This is a genomic window from Bradyrhizobium sp. (assembly GCF_028868675.1).
Lineage (GTDB): Bacteria > Pseudomonadota > Alphaproteobacteria > Rhizobiales > Xanthobacteraceae > Bradyrhizobium.
In genome coordinates this window covers 17,235-36,663 of record NZ_JAGWUA010000022.1, presented here as the reverse complement: position 1 = coordinate 36,663, position 19,429 = coordinate 17,235, and the positions used below count along the sequence as shown (strand labels likewise).

General features: G+C 67.2%; 17 protein-coding genes. 4 read left to right on the top strand and 13 right to left on the bottom strand.

Annotated features, from left to right (window positions below; genetic code table 11):
• Nucleotides 1-228 precede the first annotated feature (228 nt).
• The 8 genes from KGM94_RS05365 to ubiE form a co-directional block, all read right to left on the bottom strand.
• Nucleotides 229-951 carry a nucleotidyltransferase family protein gene (locus KGM94_RS05365; protein ID WP_300255684.1) on the bottom strand — a complete coding sequence of 241 codons (723 nt, stop codon included), beginning with the start codon at nucleotides 949-951 and terminating at the stop codon, nucleotides 229-231.
• Between the two features lie 119 nt (nucleotides 952-1,070).
• Nucleotides 1,071-1,388, bottom strand: a complete 318-nt coding sequence (locus KGM94_RS05360) for a PilZ domain-containing protein (protein ID WP_300255682.1) — start codon at nucleotides 1,386-1,388, stop codon at nucleotides 1,071-1,073.
• 96 nt (nucleotides 1,389-1,484) lie between these two features.
• Nucleotides 1,485-3,008 carry a tRNA (adenosine(37)-N6)-threonylcarbamoyltransferase complex ATPase subunit type 1 TsaE gene (gene tsaE, locus KGM94_RS05355; protein ID WP_300255680.1) on the bottom strand — a complete coding sequence of 508 codons (1,524 nt, stop codon included), beginning with the start codon at nucleotides 3,006-3,008 and terminating at the stop codon, nucleotides 1,485-1,487.
• Nucleotides 3,005-5,509 carry a PAS domain-containing sensor histidine kinase gene (locus tag KGM94_RS05350; RefSeq protein WP_300255678.1) on the bottom strand — a complete coding sequence of 835 codons (2,505 nt, stop codon included), beginning with the start codon at nucleotides 5,507-5,509 and terminating at the stop codon, nucleotides 3,005-3,007. The genes tsaE and KGM94_RS05350 overlap by 4 nt, the downstream gene beginning before the upstream one ends.
• Nucleotides 5,510-5,703: 194 nt before the next feature.
• Complete coding sequence (gene dut / locus KGM94_RS05345) at nucleotides 5,704-6,162, bottom strand: dUTP diphosphatase (protein WP_300255676.1); 459 nt, start codon at nucleotides 6,160-6,162, stop codon at nucleotides 5,704-5,706.
• Nucleotides 6,159-7,601 (bottom strand): bifunctional phosphopantothenoylcysteine decarboxylase/phosphopantothenate--cysteine ligase CoaBC, encoded by a 1,443-nt coding sequence (gene coaBC, locus KGM94_RS05340; RefSeq protein WP_300255674.1) that lies wholly within the window; start codon nucleotides 7,599-7,601, stop codon nucleotides 6,159-6,161. Before coaBC ends, dut begins: the two co-directional genes overlap by 4 nt.
• 56 nt (nucleotides 7,602-7,657) lie before the next feature.
• A complete protein-coding gene (gene ubiB, locus KGM94_RS05335) occupies nucleotides 7,658-9,232 on the bottom strand; it encodes a 2-polyprenylphenol 6-hydroxylase (protein WP_300255672.1) in 1,575 nt (524 codons plus the stop codon).
• Nucleotides 9,229-9,990, bottom strand: a complete 762-nt coding sequence (gene ubiE / locus KGM94_RS05330; protein ID WP_300255670.1) for a bifunctional demethylmenaquinone methyltransferase/2-methoxy-6-polyprenyl-1,4-benzoquinol methylase UbiE — start codon at nucleotides 9,988-9,990, stop codon at nucleotides 9,229-9,231. The genes ubiB and ubiE overlap by 4 nt, the downstream gene beginning before the upstream one ends.
• An 81-nt stretch (nucleotides 9,991-10,071) precedes the next feature.
• Here ubiE and mutM point away from each other — a divergent pair, with 81 nt between their 5' ends.
• Complete coding sequence (gene mutM / locus KGM94_RS05325) at nucleotides 10,072-10,953, top strand: bifunctional DNA-formamidopyrimidine glycosylase/DNA-(apurinic or apyrimidinic site) lyase (protein ID WP_300255668.1); 882 nt, start codon at nucleotides 10,072-10,074, stop codon at nucleotides 10,951-10,953.
• A 108-nt stretch (nucleotides 10,954-11,061) separates the two neighbouring features.
• Here the strand turns inward: mutM and KGM94_RS05320 are convergent, their stop codons facing one another.
• Nucleotides 11,062-11,802: a ParA family protein gene (locus KGM94_RS05320; RefSeq protein WP_300255666.1), complete on the bottom strand. Its 741-nt coding sequence runs from the start codon at nucleotides 11,800-11,802 to the stop codon at nucleotides 11,062-11,064.
• A 240-nt stretch (nucleotides 11,803-12,042) separates the two neighbouring features.
• Here KGM94_RS05320 and ggt point away from each other — a divergent pair, with 240 nt between their 5' ends.
• On the top strand, nucleotides 12,043-13,722 hold the full coding sequence (gene ggt, locus KGM94_RS05315; RefSeq protein ID WP_300255664.1) for a gamma-glutamyltransferase: 1,680 nt from the start codon (nucleotides 12,043-12,045) through the stop codon (nucleotides 13,720-13,722).
• Nucleotides 13,723-13,872: 150 nt separating this feature from the next.
• On the opposite strand, the gene KGM94_RS05310 is transcribed toward ggt, so the two are convergent.
• Together KGM94_RS05310 and KGM94_RS05305 are read right to left on the bottom strand one after the other, a co-directional pair.
• Entirely contained in the window at nucleotides 13,873-14,385 is a 513-nt protein-coding gene (locus tag KGM94_RS05310; RefSeq protein WP_300255662.1) for a hypothetical protein, read from the bottom strand.
• A gap of 15 nt (nucleotides 14,386-14,400) precedes the next feature.
• Complete coding sequence (locus KGM94_RS05305; protein ID WP_300255660.1) at nucleotides 14,401-15,771, bottom strand: serine protease; 1,371 nt, start codon at nucleotides 15,769-15,771, stop codon at nucleotides 14,401-14,403.
• 88 nt (nucleotides 15,772-15,859) lie between these two features.
• Between KGM94_RS05305 and moeB the strand changes: the two genes are divergently transcribed.
• Nucleotides 15,860-16,663 (top strand): molybdopterin-synthase adenylyltransferase MoeB, encoded by an 804-nt coding sequence (gene moeB / locus KGM94_RS05300; protein ID WP_300255658.1) that lies wholly within the window; start codon nucleotides 15,860-15,862, stop codon nucleotides 16,661-16,663.
• Between the two features lie 21 nt (nucleotides 16,664-16,684).
• Here the strand turns inward: moeB and KGM94_RS05295 are convergent, their stop codons facing one another.
• On the bottom strand, nucleotides 16,685-17,686 hold the full coding sequence (locus tag KGM94_RS05295; protein ID WP_300255656.1) for a D-glycerate dehydrogenase: 1,002 nt from the start codon (nucleotides 17,684-17,686) through the stop codon (nucleotides 16,685-16,687).
• Between the two features lie 329 nt (nucleotides 17,687-18,015).
• Between KGM94_RS05295 and KGM94_RS05290 the strand changes: the two genes are divergently transcribed.
• A complete protein-coding gene (locus tag KGM94_RS05290; RefSeq protein ID WP_300255654.1) occupies nucleotides 18,016-18,543 on the top strand; it encodes an SH3 domain-containing protein in 528 nt (175 codons plus the stop codon).
• 77 nt (nucleotides 18,544-18,620) lie between these two features.
• On the opposite strand, the gene irrA is transcribed toward KGM94_RS05290, so the two are convergent.
• Nucleotides 18,621-19,112 (bottom strand): iron response transcriptional regulator IrrA, encoded by a 492-nt coding sequence (gene irrA, locus KGM94_RS05285; protein WP_300255652.1) that lies wholly within the window; start codon nucleotides 19,110-19,112, stop codon nucleotides 18,621-18,623.
• Nucleotides 19,113-19,429: the final 317 nt, after the last annotated feature.

Below are 19,429 nucleotides of genomic sequence, written 5' to 3'. Positions count from 1 at the left end.
CACGGAACACGGTCGCCGCGCTGCGCTACGCATGGCTCCGCGCGCCGCCCTCTCACCCTGAAATGCTGCCCCAGACCCCAAGGAGAGCCTTGACTCACAAATCCCCATATGAGGGTGGGCAAAGCAAAGCGTGCCCACCACCTTGCCGTCCACGAATGATCGAGAAGTGGTGTGCGCGGCGCGTTCCGCGCCTTTGCCCACCCTACGGCACCGATGTCCTGGCAGCCCTTACGCTACGCTCTCCAGAAACGCTTCTTCGGCGAGCTGCACGGCGTCGGGGGTGCCGACATGCATCCAGACGCCGTCGAGCCTGAGGCCGTACAAGCGGTCCTGCTCGTTGGCGCGGTCGAACATCTTCGTCAGGGAGAACTCGCCCTGCGGCGCGCCGGCAAAGATCTGCGGCGCGATGATCGCGGCGCCGGCATAGACGAACGGCACCACCTGGTTTTCCCGGCGTTTGCGCAGGGTGCCGTCCGGCAGCATCGTGTAGTCGCCGCGGCCGGCATAGCCGATGCTGCTCGCGGTCGGCGCCATCAACAGCATGATGTCCATGCGCGCGGGATCGAAGTTTTCCGCGAGCCGCGCCATGTTGGGACGGACGCCGTCGATCCACAGTGTGTCGGAATTGACGTGATAGAACGGGGCGTCGCCGAGCTGAGGCAGCGCCTTGACCACGCCGCCGCCGGTGCCGAGCACCTGGTCGCGCTCGTCGGAAACGATCACGCGTGGCCGCTTGCGACCGGCCACGTGGTCGATGATCTGGTCGGGCAGATAGTGCACATTGACCACGGCCTCGGTCACGCCGGCCTGGTCGAGCTTGTCCAGCACATGGTCGAGCAGGGGCCGGCCGGCCACCGGTACCAGCGGCTTCGGCATCTTGTCCGTCAGGGGACGCATGCGCAGGCCAAAGCCCGCGGCGAGCACCATGGCTTTGGTCGGTTTGACGGACATCCTCGCTCAAAATCCCGGTTTCGCGACTGCGGCAATCCTAGCATGGGGCGCCGCCCGCCGCATCGAAGCTCGACCCGCCATAGCCACGCGGCATGACGTTTGTACGACGGGTGTTGCAATCAGGCGCTGACGGCCGCGCCCCGCGCCTTCTTCTTCCTGTCGCCCGGCTTGAGGAAATTGACGCCGATCTGGTCGCCATTGACCCAGGCGAGCTCGCAGCGCCGGTAGGCGAGGCCGGTGGACGACAGCAGCAGGAAGAACTCCTTCAGGTGCAGGCCTTCGACCGAGCCCTCGATGGTGAGCTTGGCGCCGCCCTCGGAGACGTCCTCCAGGATGCAGTCCCGCCGCCAGGTCCCGTCGATCCCCATCATGTGCGCCTGGACCCCGCGCTCGAAGACGACGCGGTCGCCCTTGCGTTGCTCCCCCGCCCTGCTCATGTCCGCGCTCCAGCCCGACTTGTTCCGGCTTCCAGCCGGCAAGAATCCGGCAAGACCCCGGCGAGAATAACGTCGCGATGGCTAACGCCCGGTAAATCAGGCTCGGGGCGGCGGGACGTTGGCGAGGTACCAGTCGCGCAGGCGGGCGAGCGCGGGATGCGCCAGCGAGCGGGTGAGATAGGTCCAGATCCGCGGCTGGTGGCGCAGGTAGTGCGGCTTGCCGTCGCGCCGGTTGAGGCGGGCAAAGGTGCCGAGGAGCCGCGTGTTCCGTTGCGCCGACATGATGGCATAGAGCTCCGCGAAGCCCGCGGGATCGAAATTCGCGTCCCGGGCGCGGCGCGCCTTGATGTAGCGCGACAGCAGCGTGAGCTCGATGCTCTCGGGCACGTCGATGCGGGCGTCCTGCAGCAGCGACACGACGTCGTAGGACTGCGGTCCCAATACGGTGTCCTGGAAATCGATCACGCCGACGCGCGCGATGCCGGCGCGCTCACCGAGCCAGATCAGGTTCGGCGAATGGAAGTCGCGCAGCACCCAGGTTCTGGGCGCAGCCTGGGGTTTTTGCAGCAGCTCGCGCCACATTGCGAGGAATTCGCTGTGCGTCTCCTCGGTGAGCATGGTGCCGCGGTCCGGCAGATACCATTCCGGCATCAGCCCGATCTCGATCAGGAGCGCCTCGGTGTCGAAGACGGGGATCCCGTAGTCCGCCTGTCCGGCGAGCGGCAGGACCTCGGGGAGCGTCTGGCCATGCAGCGCGGCGAGCATGTCGGTTGCGGCCTCGTAGCGTGCGGCGATCGGGCGCGGCGGATCGCCCTCGATCACGCCTTCGCTGCCAAAATCCTCGGTGATCAGGAAACCCCGATCGAGATCGACATGATGGATCGCCGGCGCGGAGAAGCCGTGCGCGCGCAGGCCTTCGTCGATCGCCACGAACGGCCTGACGTCCTCGGCCAGATGCACGGCGGCGCTGTAGGATTTTCCGTCGTAGATCGCCGCGCCGTCCGGGCGGCGCGGAAAATTCATCAGGATGACGAAGCCATCGCCGCGGTTGAGCCTTGCATAGGAGCGGGTCGAGGCATCGCCTGCCATGCGGCGACGGGTCGACTCCACGTAGCCGGAGGCATCGAGAAAATCGCGCAGCGCCTTCAGCCGCGCCACCTGCGCTGCCGCCTTGCCGTGGCCCGTGATGTCGGCCGCGCGCGCGCTCGCGCCCAGCGCGCTCTGGTGCGTCAGCGCGATGTCGATACGATCCTCGGGCAGCGCCTGCGGCGCGCGTTCCGGCCATTCGACCAGCACGAGCGCGCCGTCGGGCAGTGGCGACAGCCCGATCTCCTGGAGCTCGCCCGGATCCTCGACGCGGTAGAGATCGGCATGCAGCACCGCGAACGCGGGCAGCTCATAGCCCTGCACCAGCGTGAAGGTCGGGCTCGGCACCTCCAGCGTCTCGTCGCCGGCGAGATAGCGGATCATGGCACGCGCCGCCGCGGTCTTGCCGGCGCCGAGATCGCCCGACAGCGTGATCACGTCGCCGGGCCCGACCAGCAGCGCGAGATCGGCCATCAGTTGCGCGGTGGCCGTCTCGTTGGGAAGCGCGACGGCAAATGTCGTGGTCGCGGTCATTCGGCGGCGTCGCGATGCACCGCCTGGTCGGTCGGGAAATCGCAGGTCACGGTGGTGCCCTTGCCGACCGCCGAATCCACCCGCACCTTGCCGCCATGCAACTCGACGAAGGAGCGCACCAGCGAGAGCCCGAGCCCGGCGCCGCGATGCCGCGAGCCCTGCGAGCGGCTTTCGAACCAGTTGAACACCTTGTCCTTCATGTCGGGGGGTATTCCAGGCCCGGAATCCGTCACGGTGAAGACGACGCTGCGGTCGGTGCGGCGCGCGCTGATGCCGACCGTCGAATCCTGCGGCGAGAAGCCGACGGCGTTGGCCAGCAGGTTATAGAGCACCTGCACCACGCGCTTCTCGTCGCCGACGAAGCTGCCGACATCGCTCGCGATGTCGACCTTGAGGCGGATCCGGTCGGTGGCGAGGCGGTCCTGGATGCCTTCGGCCGCAAGCTCGATCGCCTTGCCGACCTCGATCGGGCCGAGCTCGAGCTTCATGGCGCCGGCATCGATGGTGGCGAGATCGAGGATGTTGTTGGTCAGCGCCAGGAGCGCGTTGGTCGACTTGGTGACGTAGTCGAGATATTCGGCCTGCTTCGGCGTCAGCGGTCCGGTCGAGGGATCGCTGAGGAAGTGGGCGAAGCCGATGATGGTGGTGAGGGGCGCGCGCAGCTCGTAGGAGACGTGGTGGACGAAATCCACCTTCATCTGGTCGGCGGCTTCCAGCGCCTCGTTGCGCTCGCGCAGCGCGCGCTCGACGTTCTCGGTGTCGGTGATGTCCTGGAAGGTCAGCATGGTCGCGCCGTCCGGCAGCGGCCGGATCATGCAGTCGAGCACGCTGCCGTCCTTGCGCTCCAGTTTCAGCGGCACCTCGGCGCGGTTCTCGATCGAGGTGATGGCCTCGCGGATCCGGCGCCACACGGAGGCGTCGTCGAACAGCTGATGGCACCAGCCCTCCACCGTCTGGATGTGCGGCTGCTCGCGCAGCGCATCGTCCGACAGCTTCCACATTCGCGCGAAGGGCGGATTGAACAGTTGCGCGCGGCCATTGCTGCCGAACACTGCGACGCCCTCGGCGAGGCTGTCCAGCGTCTCGCGTTGCACCCGGATCAGGCCGTCGAAGCGGCGTGCGAGCTCGAGGCTCTCGGTCACGTCGTCGAACAGGTAGGTGACGCCGCCTTCGGGATTGGGCGTGGTGACGACGGAAAGTGCGCGGCCGTCGGGCAGGAACCAGGTGTCCTTGGCGGCTTCCACCGCGCGATAGGCCTCGTGCAGCTTCGCCTTCCAGGCCCGGAAATCCGGCTGCTCGGGCAGCTTTCGCGCGGCACGGAGCTGGTCGAGCACGCTCGAATCGTCCGGATTGGAATCCAGGAAGGCGCGATCGAGATCCCACAGCCGGCGATAGGAATCGTTGTAGAAGGCGAGCCGTCGCTGGCCGTCGAACACGGCGACGCCCGAGGAGAGCTGGTCGAGCGTGCGGCGATGGGCCTCCGCCATGCGCACCAGCGCCGAGCTCAGCGCGTCCGCCTCGCTGGCGTCGATCGCGACGCCGACGCTGCCGCCGGCGACATTGACCGCGCGTACGTCGTAGATGCGGCGCTCGCCGCCGACCACGATCGGCAGGCGTGCGGTGAAACCGGCGGCCTCCTTCAGCCCGCGCTCCATGTCGGCGCGGTCGGCGCTGTCGAGCAGCTCGAGCTTGCGCGCCTGGGCGTCAGCGACGCTGGCCGCCTCGGTCGCCCGCACATAGGCCGGGTTGGCGAAGCTCAGCGCGCCGTTCTCGCCCTTCGCCCAAATCGGCCAGGGCGCGGCCGTGACGAAGCCGCGCAGCATCTCGGTCTCGTCCAGCAGCGCCTTGTGACGCAGATTGGTCTCGGCCAGTTCGCGCCGCAGGCCGGAGAGTTCGCGAATCCTGACGATGGCCTGGCCGCCGATGGCGCGTCCGATCGCTTCCAGCGTGTGGCCGTGGGCGGTAGTCAAATTGAGCTGGAACCCGTCGCCGCGCTCGCGCAGCGCGTCGACGGCGCGATCCATCCGCAGCGCCGGTTCCGGCGGCAGCCAGGTTCCGAAGGCCAGCACGCGCTGCGGCGACGAATCCCGCGGCAGCACCATGGCGATGTCGCCCGAGATTTGTGGACGATCGTCGCCGGCGGGCCAGGAGATCAGGACTTGCGGCTCGGCGAACAACAGGGCCCCGAAGCGGTCGGCCTGCAGTTGCAGTTCCCCGATCCGGGTCAACAGGCGCGCCTCGTTCATGGCCGACCGCACGCGCGTGCGCATCAGGAGGATCGCGGCCATGACGGAGAAGCCGAGCAGCGCCAGCGCGGTGGCGAGCACCGCGAGCTCCTGCCGGTTGAAGTCCAGCAATGTGGAGAACGTGCCGAGGAGGTCGGCGGCGTTCGCCGGCACGGCCGGCAGCAGCGCCGCAGTCGCGACACCGATCAAGCCGTCGCGCGCCAGTGACGTGCACGACAGCAGCGTCCGACGCATCGACACGATCACGCCTGACATCATTGCCCCAGGACTGCGGAATTCAAGACCGCACGAATTTACGCACGGCGATTTCCCCCGCCGTGCGCGAATCAAGCGACAATATCGCCAAGGGGACTCCAAGGGTAAGAGTCCAGACCGTGAACGGGAATCGCACTGGGGAAAAATGCCGGCGGAGGGCGGCGACCGCCTTTTTTTGCGGTCCGTGCAGCCCTTCAGCGGCCAGTCGAGCCGAATCCGCCGGCCCCGCGATCCGTCGCGGGCAACGCAACCGAGGGAACCAGCGTGGCCCGCACGACCGACGCGATGACCATCTGCGCGATGCGCTCGCCTCTGCGGATCACGAACGGCGCCTCGCCATGGTTGATCAGGATGACGCGGATCTCGCCGCGATAATCCGCATCGATCGTGCCGGGCGAGTTCAGGACGGTGACGCCGTGCTTGGCGGCGAGCCCCGAGCGCGGCCGTACCTGCGCCTCGAAGCCGGAGGGCAGCGCGATCGTCAATCCCGTCGGCACCATCGCGTATTGGCCCGGCGCGAGCGTCAGCGGCTCGGCCTCGGGCACCGCGGCCAGCAGGTCGAGGCCAGCGGCCTCCGCGGTCTGATAGGCCGGCAGCGGCAGGCCGTCGGCGTGCGGCAGGAGCTGGAATGCGACGGCGACGGGCGCGCTCACGACGTCGTCTCCAGCGGCTTGCCGGCGAGGCTCCTGGCGATGTGCGCGACGAGCTCGATGGCGACCTGGTCCTTGGTCATGACCGGCCAGGAATCGACGTCGATCGCGCCATCCTTGCGGGTCAGCAGATGCACGGTGTTGCGGTCGCCGCCCATCACGCCGGTTGCGGGCGAGACGTCGTTGGCGACGATCCAGTCGCAGCCCTTGCGCGTCAGCTTGGCGCTGGCGTTGTCGAGGAGGTGCTCGGTCTCGGCGGCGAAGCCGATCACCAGCGGCGGCCGCTTGTCCTTCAGCTTCGAGATCGTGGCGAGGATGTCGGGGTTTTCCACGAGCTGCAGCGGCGGCATGCCAGCCGCGGTCTTCTTCAGCTTCTGCGCACCTTCACTGGCGACCCGCCAGTCGGCGACCGCGGCGGCGAAGATCGCGATGTCGACGGGTAGCGATGCCTCCACCTGCTCCAGCATCTGGCGCGCCGATTCCACGTGTTTCACCGCGACGCCCGCGGGGTCGTCGAGATCGACCGGGCCGCTCACCAAGACCACCTCGGCGCCGGCGGCTTGCGCTGCCGCGGCAATGGCAAAACCCTGCTTGCCGGAGGAGCGGTTGGCGATGTAGCGCACCGGATCGATCGGCTCATGCGTGGGGCCGGCGGTGATCAGTACGCGCTTGCCCGCGAGCGGACGCGGCACCGGCGGTCGCAGCAGCCGATCGGCGGCCGCCGCGATCTCGATTGCTTCCGCCATCCGCCCCGTGCCGGCTTCGCCCGCTTCCGCCATCTCGCCGGCATTGGGACCGACCAGGATCACGCCGTCGCGCTGGAGCTGCGCCACGTTGCGGCGGGTGGCGGCATTGCTCCACATCAGCGGGTTCATCGCGGGCGCGAGCAGGATTTTTCGGTTGGTGGCGAGCAGGATGGCGCTGGCGAGGTCGTCGGCATGGCCGCCTGCCATCTTGGCCATCAGATCGGCGGTGGCCGGCGCCACCACGATCAGGTCGCAGTCGCGCGCCAGCCGGATATGCCCGGCATCGAACTCGCTCTGGGGATCGAACAGGTCGGTGTAGACCCGCTCATGCGACAGGGCGCTTGCCGTAAGCGGCGTGACGAAATGCTGCGCCGCCTTGGTCAGCACGCAGCGGACTTCGATCCGCCGCTCCTTCAGCCGTCGGATCAGGTCGAGCGACTTGTAGGCGGCGATGCCGCCGCCGATGATCAGGGTGACGCTGGCCTCGGCAAGCGCACCGGCGCGCTGTGGCGTGGCCGGCGGGGACGAGGCAGGCTGCTGCGGCGCGGGCGCCGCCAACGGCTCCTCGCGGCCCTCGATCAGCTCGCGCAGGATGACCCGAACTTCCTCCTCGACGGAGCGGCGGTTCTTTGCCGAACGCAGCCGCAGATAGGTTTTGACGCCCTCGTCGAGCTTGCGGATGGTCAGGCTGGCCATGACGCCCTCCAACGCGAATTGACAGCAATGATATCAAACATCTGATTGCATCGCAATCAAAGATTTCGAACGGCGATCAAAATCCCGATGAAAGTCGCGGCGATGATCCAGAGCGCCACGGTGCGCCAGCGGTGCTTGCGGCCTTCGGTGCGACCTATCGCCGCAATGGTTTCGGGCGACAGATGCAGTCCCTCCCGCGTCATGGTTTCGAGCTGCCCGAGCACGACGACCGCGCGGGAGGCGATCTCCGGCAGGTTCATCAGCACGCGCGCGAGGTCGCCGGTGCCCGCGATCGCGCCCTGCACACGGCCGACGGGACCGAGATTGCGCTCGATCCATTCGCGCACCACGGGGTCGGCGATCTTCCAGATGTCGAGCCTGGGATCGAAGCTGCGCGCCACGCCCTCGACCACCACCATGGTCTTCTGCAGCAGGATCAGCTCCGGCCGTGTCGTCATGTCGAACAGGCCGGTGACCTCGAGCAGCAGGGTGAGCAGCTTCGCCATCGAGATTTCTTCGGCCGTGCGATTGTGGATCGGCTCGCCGATCGCACGGATGGCTTGCGCAAAATTTTCCACCGAATGGTGCGAGGGCACGTAGCCCGCCTCGAAATGCACCTCCGCCACGCGGCGATAGTCGCGGGTGATGAAGCCGAGCAGGATCTCGGCGAGGAAGCGGCGCTCCTTCAAGCCGAGCCGGCCCATGATGCCGAAATCGACCGCGACCAGCCGCCCGGCGTCGTCGAGGAACAGGTTGCCGGGATGCATGTCGGCATGGAAGAAGCCATCGCGCAGCGCGTGCCGCAGGAAGCTCTGGATGATCTTGCGGCCGAGATCGGGCAGGTCGACATTGGCGGTCTGCAACCGTGCATGGTCGTTCAGCGCGATGCCGTCGATCCATTCCAACGTCAGCACGTTGTGCGCGGTGCGGTCCCAGTCGACGGCAGGCACGCGAAAGTCGGGATCGTCGCGGGTGTTCTCCGCCATCTCGGAGAGCGCGGCGGCCTCCAGCCGCAGATCCATCTCCATCGCGACCGAGCGCGACATGGTGTTGATGACCTCGATGAGGCGCAGGCGGCGCGCTTCGGCCGAATAGGCCTCGGCCTTGTGCGCAACGAAGAAGAAATCGGCGAGATCGCGGCGGAAGCGCGCGGCGACGTTGGGCCGCAGCACCTTGATGGCGACCGGCTGGCGCACGCCGTCGCGCAACACCTCGCCGCGATGCACCTGCGCGATCGAGGCGGCCGCGACCGCGGGCCCGAAGCTCGCGAACACGTTCGTGAGCGGGCGCTCCAGCGACGTCGCGATCGCGGCTTCCGCCTCGGCCTGCGGAAACGGAGGCAGTCGATCCTGCAGGCTTTCGAGATCGCGCGCCATGATGACGCCGACGACGTCCGGCCGCGTCGCCAGGAACTGCCCGAGCTTGAGATAGGCCGGGCCCAGGCGGGTCAGCGCACGCGACAGCCGCGGCCCGTGCCCGGCGCTGCGCCGCTCGATCAGCCGAGCCAGGCGCAGCGCGAGTTGTCCGGGCGGCGGCACCAGGCTCGGATCGACCACGCCGAACACGCCTTCGCGCGCGAACACGAACGCGGCGCGGACGAGCCGCGCGCTGTGGGTGATGGCCGAGATCACAAACGCCAGCCCGTATGCAGCGCCACGATGCCGCCGGACAGGGTCTGCCAGCCGACGCGCGAGAAGCCGGCGTCCCTGATCATGTCGGCAAAGGCGTTCGGCTTCGGAAATTTCCGGATCGACTCGACGAGATACTGATAGGATTCGGCGTCGCCCGTCACCATGCGGCCGAGCGGCGGGATCACCTTGAACGAGAACAGGTCGTAGAGCCGGTCGAGCCCGGGCATCTCGACGGTGGAGAATTCCAGGCACAGGAAGCGGCTGCCCGGCCTCAGCACGCGATAGGCTTCGCGCAAGGCGAGGTCGATCCGCGGCACGTTGCGGATGCCGAACGCGATCGTGTAGGCATCGAAGCTGTGGTCCGGAAAGGCGAGCGCCTCGGCATTGCCCTCGACGAAGGAGACCTGAGTCTCGAGATGTCGCTTCTCGGCACGCTCGCGTCCGACCGCCAGCATGTCCGGATTGATGTCGCAGACGGTGGCGCGGAAGCCGGGGCCAGCGGCCTTGGCGGCGCGGAAGGCGATGTCGCCGGTGCCGCCCGCGACGTCGAGCAGCGCGAACGGCCGGTCGCTTCGCGGCGGATCGAGCTGGGTGATCATGATGTCCTTCCAGACCCGGTGCAGGCCCGCCGACATCAGGTCGTTCATTAGGTCGTAGCGCGAGGCGACGCTGTGAAACACCCCGTTCACGAGGGTCTGCTTGTCGCCTAAAGGTACGTCCCTAAAGCCAAAATGCGTGGTTTCGCCCGGCCGATCCATCACTCAACTCCACGAGGCGGACCATAGCGCGCCCGCCGCAATGGCGCTATCACACCGCCCTCATAAGGTGAATGCCCGCCGATGCCCGAATTGCCCGAAGTCGAGACCGTCCGCCGCGGCCTGCAGCCCGTCATGGAAGGCGCCAGGATCCTCAAGGCCGAGACTCGCCGGGCGGACTTGCGCTTTCATTTCCAGCCCGACTTCGTGAAGCGCCTGCAGGGCCAGACCGTCACCGGGCTCGGCCGCCGCGCAAAATATCTCATGGCCGACCTCGCCTCGGGCGACGTGCTCCTGATGCATCTCGGCATGTCCGGCTCGTTTCGCGTGATCAAGGCGGATGACCAAAATTCGCCCGGTGAATTCCATCATCCGCGCGGCAAGGATGCCGCGCACGATCATGTGCTGTTCCGGATGTCGTCGGGCGCGGACGTCGTGTTCAACGATCCGCGCCGCTTCGGCTACATGAAGGTGATCGCGCGCGACGCGCTCGACCGGGAGCCGCTGCTGCGCGGGCTCGGCCCCGAGCCGCTCGGCAACGCGTTCGATGCCGCGATGCTGGCGCAATCCTGTGCGGGCAAGAAGACCAGCCTCAAGGCCGCGCTGCTCGACCAGCGGGTGGTGGCGGGGCTCGGTAACATCTATGTCTGCGAGGCGCTCTTTCGCGCGCATCTGTCGCCGAAGCGGCAGGCCGCGGCGCTCGCCGGCAGGAAGGGCGAGCCGACCGATCATGCCAAACGTCTGGTCGCGGCGATCCATGTCGTGCTGAACGATGCGATCAGGGCTGGCGGCTCGAGCTTGCGCGACCATCGCCAGACCTCGGGCGAGCTCGGTTATTTCCAACATTCCTTCCGCGTCTATGACCGCGAAGGCGAGCCGTGCAGGACCGCCGGCTGCGGCGGCGTCGTGCGGCGCTTCACCCAGAACGGCCGTTCGACCTTCTGGTGCCCGAAATGTCAGAAGTGACAGGACCACGGCAAAGACGAAGCGAAGCAATCCGGCCGGGCTGGCGGGCCGGATTGCTTCGTCGCTCTTGCTCCTCGCCGGCGTGAGGCGAGGAGGTGGGACTGGGACTCAGGACGGCCGTGTCGTGTCGCCCGACGAAAGCGCGGCGACCGCCGGCAGCATGTCGGTCGCGGCCGGGAATTCCTCGGCGATCGACAAGCCGGTCGCAGCCGACAGATTGAGCCGGGATTCGATCCAGCGCCACAGCTCGCGAAGCTCGCTGGCCGACTTGCCGTTGGGCGCGAATTCGCCGACCGCGAGGCCCGCGGCGAGCGAATCCTGGTGATCGTTGCGCATCGCGATCAGCGGGCGCGCGAGCACGTCGGCGAGATCGAGTGCGGCTTCCTCCGCAAGCCTGTCGGTGGCGTTGTCGATGCGCTGGCCGCGGATCGGCGTCTGGTTCAGCACGAAGCTGAACGGCCGCCTCCAGGCGCGCGCGACGCTCAACGTCGAGGTGGTGGCCTCGATGTCCGTGATGCTCGGACGAGCCGGGATCAGGCACAGATCGGCATGGCGGATCGCGGCCGTGGTCGTGGCGCTCAATCCGGCCGCGGTGTCGACGATTGCGAGCTGCAGGCCGCCGTCGGCCAGCATTTTCAGCCGCGGCTCGATGTCGGAGGCATGGTAGATGGGTTCGACGACGGGCTCGGCATCGCTGCGGCGGCGCTGCCAGTTGGACAGCGTGCCCTGCGGGTCGGTCTCGATCAGGCGGACGGAATAGCCGGCCTGCCTGGCCGCGACCGCCAAGCCGATGGCGAGCGTGCTCTTGCCACTGCCACCCTTTTGGGTGGCCAGTACGATCGTGTGCATAGATGGTCAATCCTTTGGAATGCCTGGGTCTTCGAGTACGCCACGCGAACGTGCATCGCAGTGGATGCTGAGCCCTTCTCGCTCAGGACGTGCCCGGCCCGATCCAAAGGGGATCGCGGATGTCCGAATCAGCGGTAACGATGATGGCGGAATATGGGCTTTCGGCTAATCCGGACGACTACTGGGGTCGTAGTCCTACGTATATTGTGCAGGTTACCGTGAACAAGGGGGAGGACCGGGATGAGCGGGGATTGGCGCGAACGCGCGGCGACGACTTTCGCGTGCCAGAAACAGCCGGCGGTCGCGAGCCGCGGCATGGTGGTCAGCAACCATCCACTGGCCTCGAGCGCCGGCGCCGAGATGCTGGCGACCGGCGGCAATGCCATCGACGCTGCGATCGCAACCCTGTTCACGCTGACCGTGGTCGAGCCGATGATGGTCGGCATCATCGGCGGCGGCATGGCGCATATCCGGCTCGCCGACGGCAGCCATCGCTTCATCGACGGGCAGAGCACGGTGCCATCAGCGGTGCGGGAGGACACTTACACCTCCAGGCCGGGCGCGGCTCACGACGTGTTCGATACCGTCGGAGACGAGAATTGCACCGGTCCGCGCGCGGTCGCGGTGCCCGGCTCATTGAAGGCCTGGTGCGAGACGCTGCGGCGGTTCGGCACCATGAGTCTTGCCGACGTGATGCAGCCCGCGATCAAGCACGCCGCGCGCGGCTTCGCGACGACGCCGTATTTGCACGAATGCATCAGCGAGAGCGCCGCCGAGATGCGCAAGGATAAGCCGATCGCGGCGATCTTTCTGCCCGACGGCGAGCCGCTCAGGGTCGGCGAGCGCGTGGTGCAGGCGGAATATGCGCAGACGCTGCACCACATCGCAGAGCATGGCGAGGCCGCGCTGTACCAGGGGCCGCTCGGCGACATCCTCGTCGATTACATGGAGAAGACCGGTGGCTTCATCCGCCGCGCCGATCTCACGAACTACAGGACGGTCGAGCGCCAACCGATCCGCGCCGACTATCGCGGCTGGACCGTTCTCGGTCCGCCGCCGCCGGCGGCCTCCGGCGTGCACATCGCCCAGATGCTGAACATCCTGGAGGGCTACGACATCGCAAGGCTCGGGTTCGGCTCGGCCGAGACCATTCACTATCTCGCCGAGGTGCTGAAGATCGCCTTCGCCGACCGCGCCGCGGCGAGCGGCGACCCTGACTACGTCAAGGTGCCTGTCGAGCGGCTGACGTCAAAAGCCTATGCCGAAGAGCGCCGCCGCGCGATTGATCCCGCGCGGGCGCAGGCCTGGAGCGCGGGCGTGACGCAGGGCGAGGGTGCCCATACCACGCACATGACGGCTGCCGACAGCTTTGGCAACGTGGTCGCGACCACGCAGACCATCAACAATCTGTTCGGCGCGAAGATCCTGATCCCGGGTCTCGGCACCATCGCCAACAACTACATGCATCTGTTCGATCCGCGGCCGGGCCACGCGCTGTCGCTGGCGCCGGGCAAGCGCGTCACCACCTCGATGTCGCCGATGATGGCGCTGCGCGATGGCAGCCTGAAATTCGCGCTCGGCCTGCCCGGGGGCAAGCGCATCTTCCCGAGCGCGATGCAGGCACTGATCAACCTGATCGATCACGGCATGAGCGTGCAGGAGGCGGTCGAGGCGCCGCGGGTGTGGACCGAAGGCAACGCGCTCGAGGTCGAGCAGGCGGTGCCGGACGGCGTGCGCGCGAAGCTCGCAGCCATGGGCCACCGGGTCGAGGCCGTTGCCACGGTCGCGGGCGGCATGAATGCCATTCAATTCGACGATGACGGCCGCATGACCGGCGCGGCCTGCTGGCGCGCCGACGGCACGCCGATCGGAATCTCCGGCGGGCTCGCGCGCGGCGGGATCAGGTTCAGGCTGGATTGATTCTCGTGCCCCGGACGCAGCGCAGCGCGAAGCGGTGCGCTGCAGAGCCGGGGCCCATCCTGCGTGGCAGCGCGTAGGTCCCGGCTCCGCGCAGCGGCATTGCATGCCGCAGCCCGTCGGGGAGGCGAGCGCGGGGCTGCGCGTCGACCGTCAGTGCTTGCGTTCCGCGCCGCCGATATCCGCCGCGGTATGTGCGACCAGGTCGGTCGCGCTGGCGCTGCTGGTGACCGACCGCACCTTGACGTCGATCGCGATCAGCTTCCATTCGCCTTCCGAGACGGCAAAATCGAGCTCGTAGGTCAGGCGCGAGGGCGTGGTGTCGAAATAGCCGCGCAGCATCAGGGTGCCCTGCTCGTCGATCCTGGGCTCGCTGGTCGAGACGATCGACATGGCGGCGATGGCGTCGATGTGATGCCCGGCAAAGCTCTTGAACGCCTGCTTCAGCGCGTCGGACGAAAACCGTTCGCGGAACGGCGTCGCCATCTTGGCGTAGAGCACATTGTAGTTTCCGGTGAGATTGCCGTCGTTGAGTGTCAGGAGTGAAGTCTTGACCATGACCTCCTCGACCTTCGGCGTCGGCAGCGCAGGCGACTGCGCCCACGCCGCTCCGGCCATCAGCGCGGCTACGGCGGCGATCGAGACGCGGATCGGAAGACGCTTCATGCTCGCGCTCTCGTCCTATTTGCGCACGCAGATTACGCGCACCAATGCGGCTTTCGCGTCGGTCGCATTGCCGTTGGCCTTGACGTCGTTCGCCCCAAGGAAGTTGCGGACGGCGTCCGCCGAGACCAGAACGGCCTGCGCCGCCGGCAGCGCACTGGCGGGACCTGCGACGACCACGGGCTTCAGGAGCGCGATGCCGGCGAACTTGCCGTCGCCGTCGATGACGGCGCCGCCGGAAAATCCGACCGCGGGCGGCGGCGAGAGTGCGGCGTCGCCGCCATTGACCGCGGCCGCCGTCGCCTTGAGGCTGGTCACGGCGCTGCCGCCGCCCTGGTTTTGCGGATCGGCGATGCCGACGACGTCGACGCTCGTCTGCGCGCCGCCGCCCGAGAGGTCGAGCGGTTTCAGGCCGCGCGCGCCATAGACGCGCAGCAGTGCGAGATCGTGCTCCTTGTCCTCGGCGAGCCGGTCGGCATGGCCGTGGCCGGCGATCGCGATCGTCAGGCAGCCGTCGGTGACCATGCGGTCGGTGACGATGGCGCCATCCTCGCTGACGACGACGCCGGTGCCGTATTCGACCGTCTTGCGCGGCGCCGGGCCGACCTGCGCGCCCGTCGGAAACGCGTTGAACGCGCTCGACATCGCGATCACCACCGGTTCGACCGTATTCTCGGTCGCCTGGTCATACAGGATGCTCATGATCCGCACCTCGTCGCCCCGGAAGGTGCCGCGCACGTAGAACTTCTTCAGGCCCTGCAATCCGGACAGCACGAAGAAGTCGGGCCTGACCACGGCGTAGTCGACCTTGCGGCCGGCCGGGTTCTTCTTCTCCTGCTCGGCGAGCCTTGCCGTCGTCGGGTTCGCCTCCTTGCGACGGGTCAAGAGCACCTGGACCGTTCCGGTCGGCGAGGTCCATTTCGATCCCTGGGCGTCGGTCGACTGCTGTGGCACCAATTTACCGGGAATGCCGAGCCGCGCGCCGCTGGTCGGCTCGGTCACGATCTTCCAGCCGACACTGTCCTGCTTGCGCCGCGCGGTCTCGGCGAGCACGCCGCGCTCCTGCGGATTGAGCACGCCGGTCGGCTTGCCGCCCTTCGCCTTCTGGTACTCCTTGATGGCGTTGACCATGCGCTCGCTGACGTCGCCGGTGATCGCGCCGTTGTATTCGCCGACCCAGGCGAGGTCGGATTGCAGCGCCAGCCGCTGCGCCTGCGCCATCGCGTCGGCGGTCTCGGCCGGCGTCTGCAGCGAGGGGCGGATCGGGATGGTTTGGACCGGCTTCGGTCTGGCGCCGGGAACGGTGGGCGTCGTCATCTGGGCGTCGGCGCTCGCCCAAGTCACGAACACGGTCACGAACATCAATGTTGCCGCGAGCATCGATCTCATGACAAATCCAGCCAGACCATTGAACTGGTGCCATTGAAGCACATCTCGTTGGTCGTAAACAATCTTCGGGTGGTTCAGGAGTCAACTGGTGCTGAGTGCGGATGAACTCGAACGCTATGCCCGCCATATCGTGCTGCGCGATGTCGGCGGGCCGGGCCAGACCGCGCTGAAGCAGGCGTCGGTGCTGGTGATCGGCGCCGGCGGCCTGGGTGCGCCGGCCTTGATGTATCTCGCCGCTGCCGGCGTCGGCACGCTCGGCGTCGTCGACGACGACGTGGTCTCGTTGTCCAACCTGCAGCGCCAGGTGATCCACGCGACGCCCGACATCGGCCGGCCCAAGGTCGAGAGCGCCGGCGAGCGGATCGAGGCGCTCAATCCGCATGTCGCCTTCGTCGGTCATGCCGCCTGGCTCAATGCCGACAATGCGCTGGAGCTGATCGGCGGCTACGATCTCGTGCTCGACGGCTCCGATAATTTCTCGACCCGCTATCTGGTCTCCGACGCCTGCTTCTTTGCGAAGAAGCCGCTGATCACGGCGGCGCTCGGCACTTTCGACGGTTCGCTCACCACGATCCGCGCGCATGAGAAGAATGCCGATGGCGAGTTCAATCCAACCTATCGCTGCCTGTTTCCGGAACCGCCACCGCCGGGCACGGTGCCGGCCTGCGCGGAAGCCGGCGTGATGGGCGCGCTCGCCGGTGTGCTCGGCTCGATGATGGCGCTGGAGGCGATCCGCGAGATCGTCGGCTTCGGCGAAGGCCTGGTCGGGCGTCTCCTCATGGTCGATGCGCGCGCGATGCGCTTCGAGACGCTGCGCTACGCGCGCGATCCGGCCAATCCGCTCAACGGCGACGGGCCTGTGGTGAGCGACCTGAGCGCCCACGCACAGTAGCGCTGCGGCTCGCGCAGCGCCTTACAGCATGCCCGGCAGCACGCGATCCGGCGGCTTGTGGGCGTCGAGGAAGGTGCGGATGTTGATGATCACCTTCTCGCCCATCTCGACGCGGCCTTCGATGGTGGCCGAGCCCATATGCGGCAGCAGCGTCACCTTTCCCGCCCTGGCGAGCCGCACCAGCTTCGGGCTCACCGCGGGCTCGTGCTCGTAGACGTCGAGGCCGGCGCCGGCGATGTCGCCGCTCTCGATCAGCTTGGTCAGCGTCTCCTCGTCGATCACCTCGCCGCGCGCGGTGTTGACGACATAGGCGTCTTTCCGGATCAGCTTCAGCCGCCGCGCCGAGAGCAGATGGAAGGTCGCCGGCGTATGCGGACAGTTCACCGAGATGATGTCCATCCGCGCCAGCATCTGGTCGAGGCTTTCCCAATAGGTCGCGCCCAGCTCGTCGGCGATCTTCGGCGCGACGGGCCGGCGGTTGTGATAGTGGATCTGCAGGCCGAAAGCGCGTGCCCGGCGCGCCACCGCCTGGCCGATGCGGCCCATGCCGATGATGCCGAGGCGCTTTCCCCCGATGCGGTGGCCGAGCATCCAGGTCGGCGACCAGCCTGCCCAGGGCTTGCCCTCGGTCAGCACGGATGCACCCTCGATCAGCCGGCGCGGCACGGCGAGGATCAGCGCCATGGTCATGTCGGCGGTATCTTCGGTCAGGACTTTCGGCGTGTTGGTGACGGTGATGCCGCGCGCATGCGCCGCCTCGACGTCGATATTGTCGACGCCGTTGCCGAAATTCGCGATCAGGCGGAGCTTGCAGTCGGGCTGGTTGACCACGTCGGCCGTGATGTGGTCGGTCACGGTCGGCACCAGCACGTCGGCGGTGCGCGCGGCGTCCGCGATCTGGTCCGGCGACATCGGGGTGTCGTCGAGATTGAGCCTGGCGTCGAACAATTCGCGCATGCGCGTCTCGATCGAGTCCGGCAGCTTGCGCGTCACGACGACGAGGGGCTTCTTCTTTGCCGACATGTCCTGCTCTCATGAGGACTTCAGGCCCGCCTCTGTCGTCAAAGGCTTACCGTTCAGACCTCATTAACCCGGTTGTTCGACACTGCCCTTGCCGCGTCGTCCCCGGCGTTTCCTGGTGCTTCTCCCGACATTTCCGGCCGGAAATCCGGGTCAGCTTGGTTTCTCAAGCGCTCGTCCTCTCTAGCAGAAGGCCGGGCCAAGACAAGAACCACGGCAGAGGCCCGGAAACCCCCATGGGGTGGGGGTAGAGGGACGCCTGGCACAGGGTTTGGACATGGCTTGAGGGAATCCGGCTCGGCGGAGTTGGGTTTCCGACAGGAGACGGGTCGATGGCGTTGGGGCGTTTTTGTGTGTTGGTCGCGCTCGTCTGTATGTGGCTCGGCGCCACCGTCAGCGCCGGACATTCGGCCAAGGATAGCGTCCAGACGGCCAGCGGCTTGCCGGTGCCACGCTATGTCAGCCTGAAATCCGATCATGTGAACGTCCGGGCCGGCCCGACCAAGGACAATGACGTTGCGTGGGTCTACACCCGCGCGGGCCTGCCGGTCGAAATCACCGCCGAATTCGAGAACTGGCGCCGGGTCCGCGATTCCGAAGGTTCCGAGGGCTGGGTCTATCATTCGCTGCTGTCTGGCCGCCGCACCGCGGTCGTTACCATGAAGCACAAGGACGATCTCGCGCCGCTGTACGATCGCGCCGATCCGGACGCGCCTGTTGCCGCGCGTTTGCAGGCCGGCGTGGTCGCCCAGGTCAAGAAATGCGGCGCCGGCTGGTGCCACATCGCGGGCAGCGGGTTCGACGGCTGGATCCAGCAGGAGCGGCTGTGGGGCGTCTACGCCGACGAGCAGGTGAACTGACCCGAAGGGTCATTCCGGGCTCGCGCTACGCGCGCCCGGGAATGGCAATCAAGAACTATAGACGTCCGAGCGGAAGTTCAGCGCTTCTTGCGCAGGCGCACGACCATGTCGATGCGCGCGATCTCGTAGCCCTCGGGCACCTCGGGCATCTTCGACAGCGCCAGATGCGGATCGGGGATGTCGACCAGTTCGTGGCTGTTCTCGAGATAATAGTGGTGATGCGCGGTGACGTTGGTGTCGAAATAGGTCTTGGTGCCATCGACGCTCACCTGGCGGAGCAGGCCTGCATCGGTGAGCTGATTGAGCGTGTTGTAGACGGTCGCGAGCGACACCGGAACCTTGGCCAGCGTCGCTTCCTCGTAAAGCATTTCGGCGGTGAGATGCCGCGCGCCCTTGCCGAACAACAGCCAGCCGAGCGCCATGCGCTGACGTGTCGGGCGAAGCCCGGCCGCCTGCAGCATCTCGTTGACGTCGTGCCATGGGCAACCGGTCAGGGCCGGCTGGCGTCCGGAAAGGAGAGACGCAGAATGGGCGGTTCCGTCGTATGTCGTCGCAGCGTTCTCGCTCATTTCCAGATTTCAGGGCACGCGGGTTTTGACAAAATCTAATCCGAATATAAGGGGGACAGGATCCAGATGCAAGTTTCTCGCAACTGGTGCGTTTCCCGATCCGGTGGGGAACCGGGCTCGTCCGCTTTCATTTACCTCTTGAGGGCGCTTTGCCGCCGGGAGGGGCTATGTTAGAGAGCCCGCGGTCCCGCTCGAGGCCCGGCCCGCGACCCCGATCGGTCATGCGGTTCTCGCGCCCGGCAACGGCGAGCGTGTTTTCCCGTAACCAACGGGGCCATTTCGCAAAAAACGACCCATCGTAATTTGAATTAGAGGCC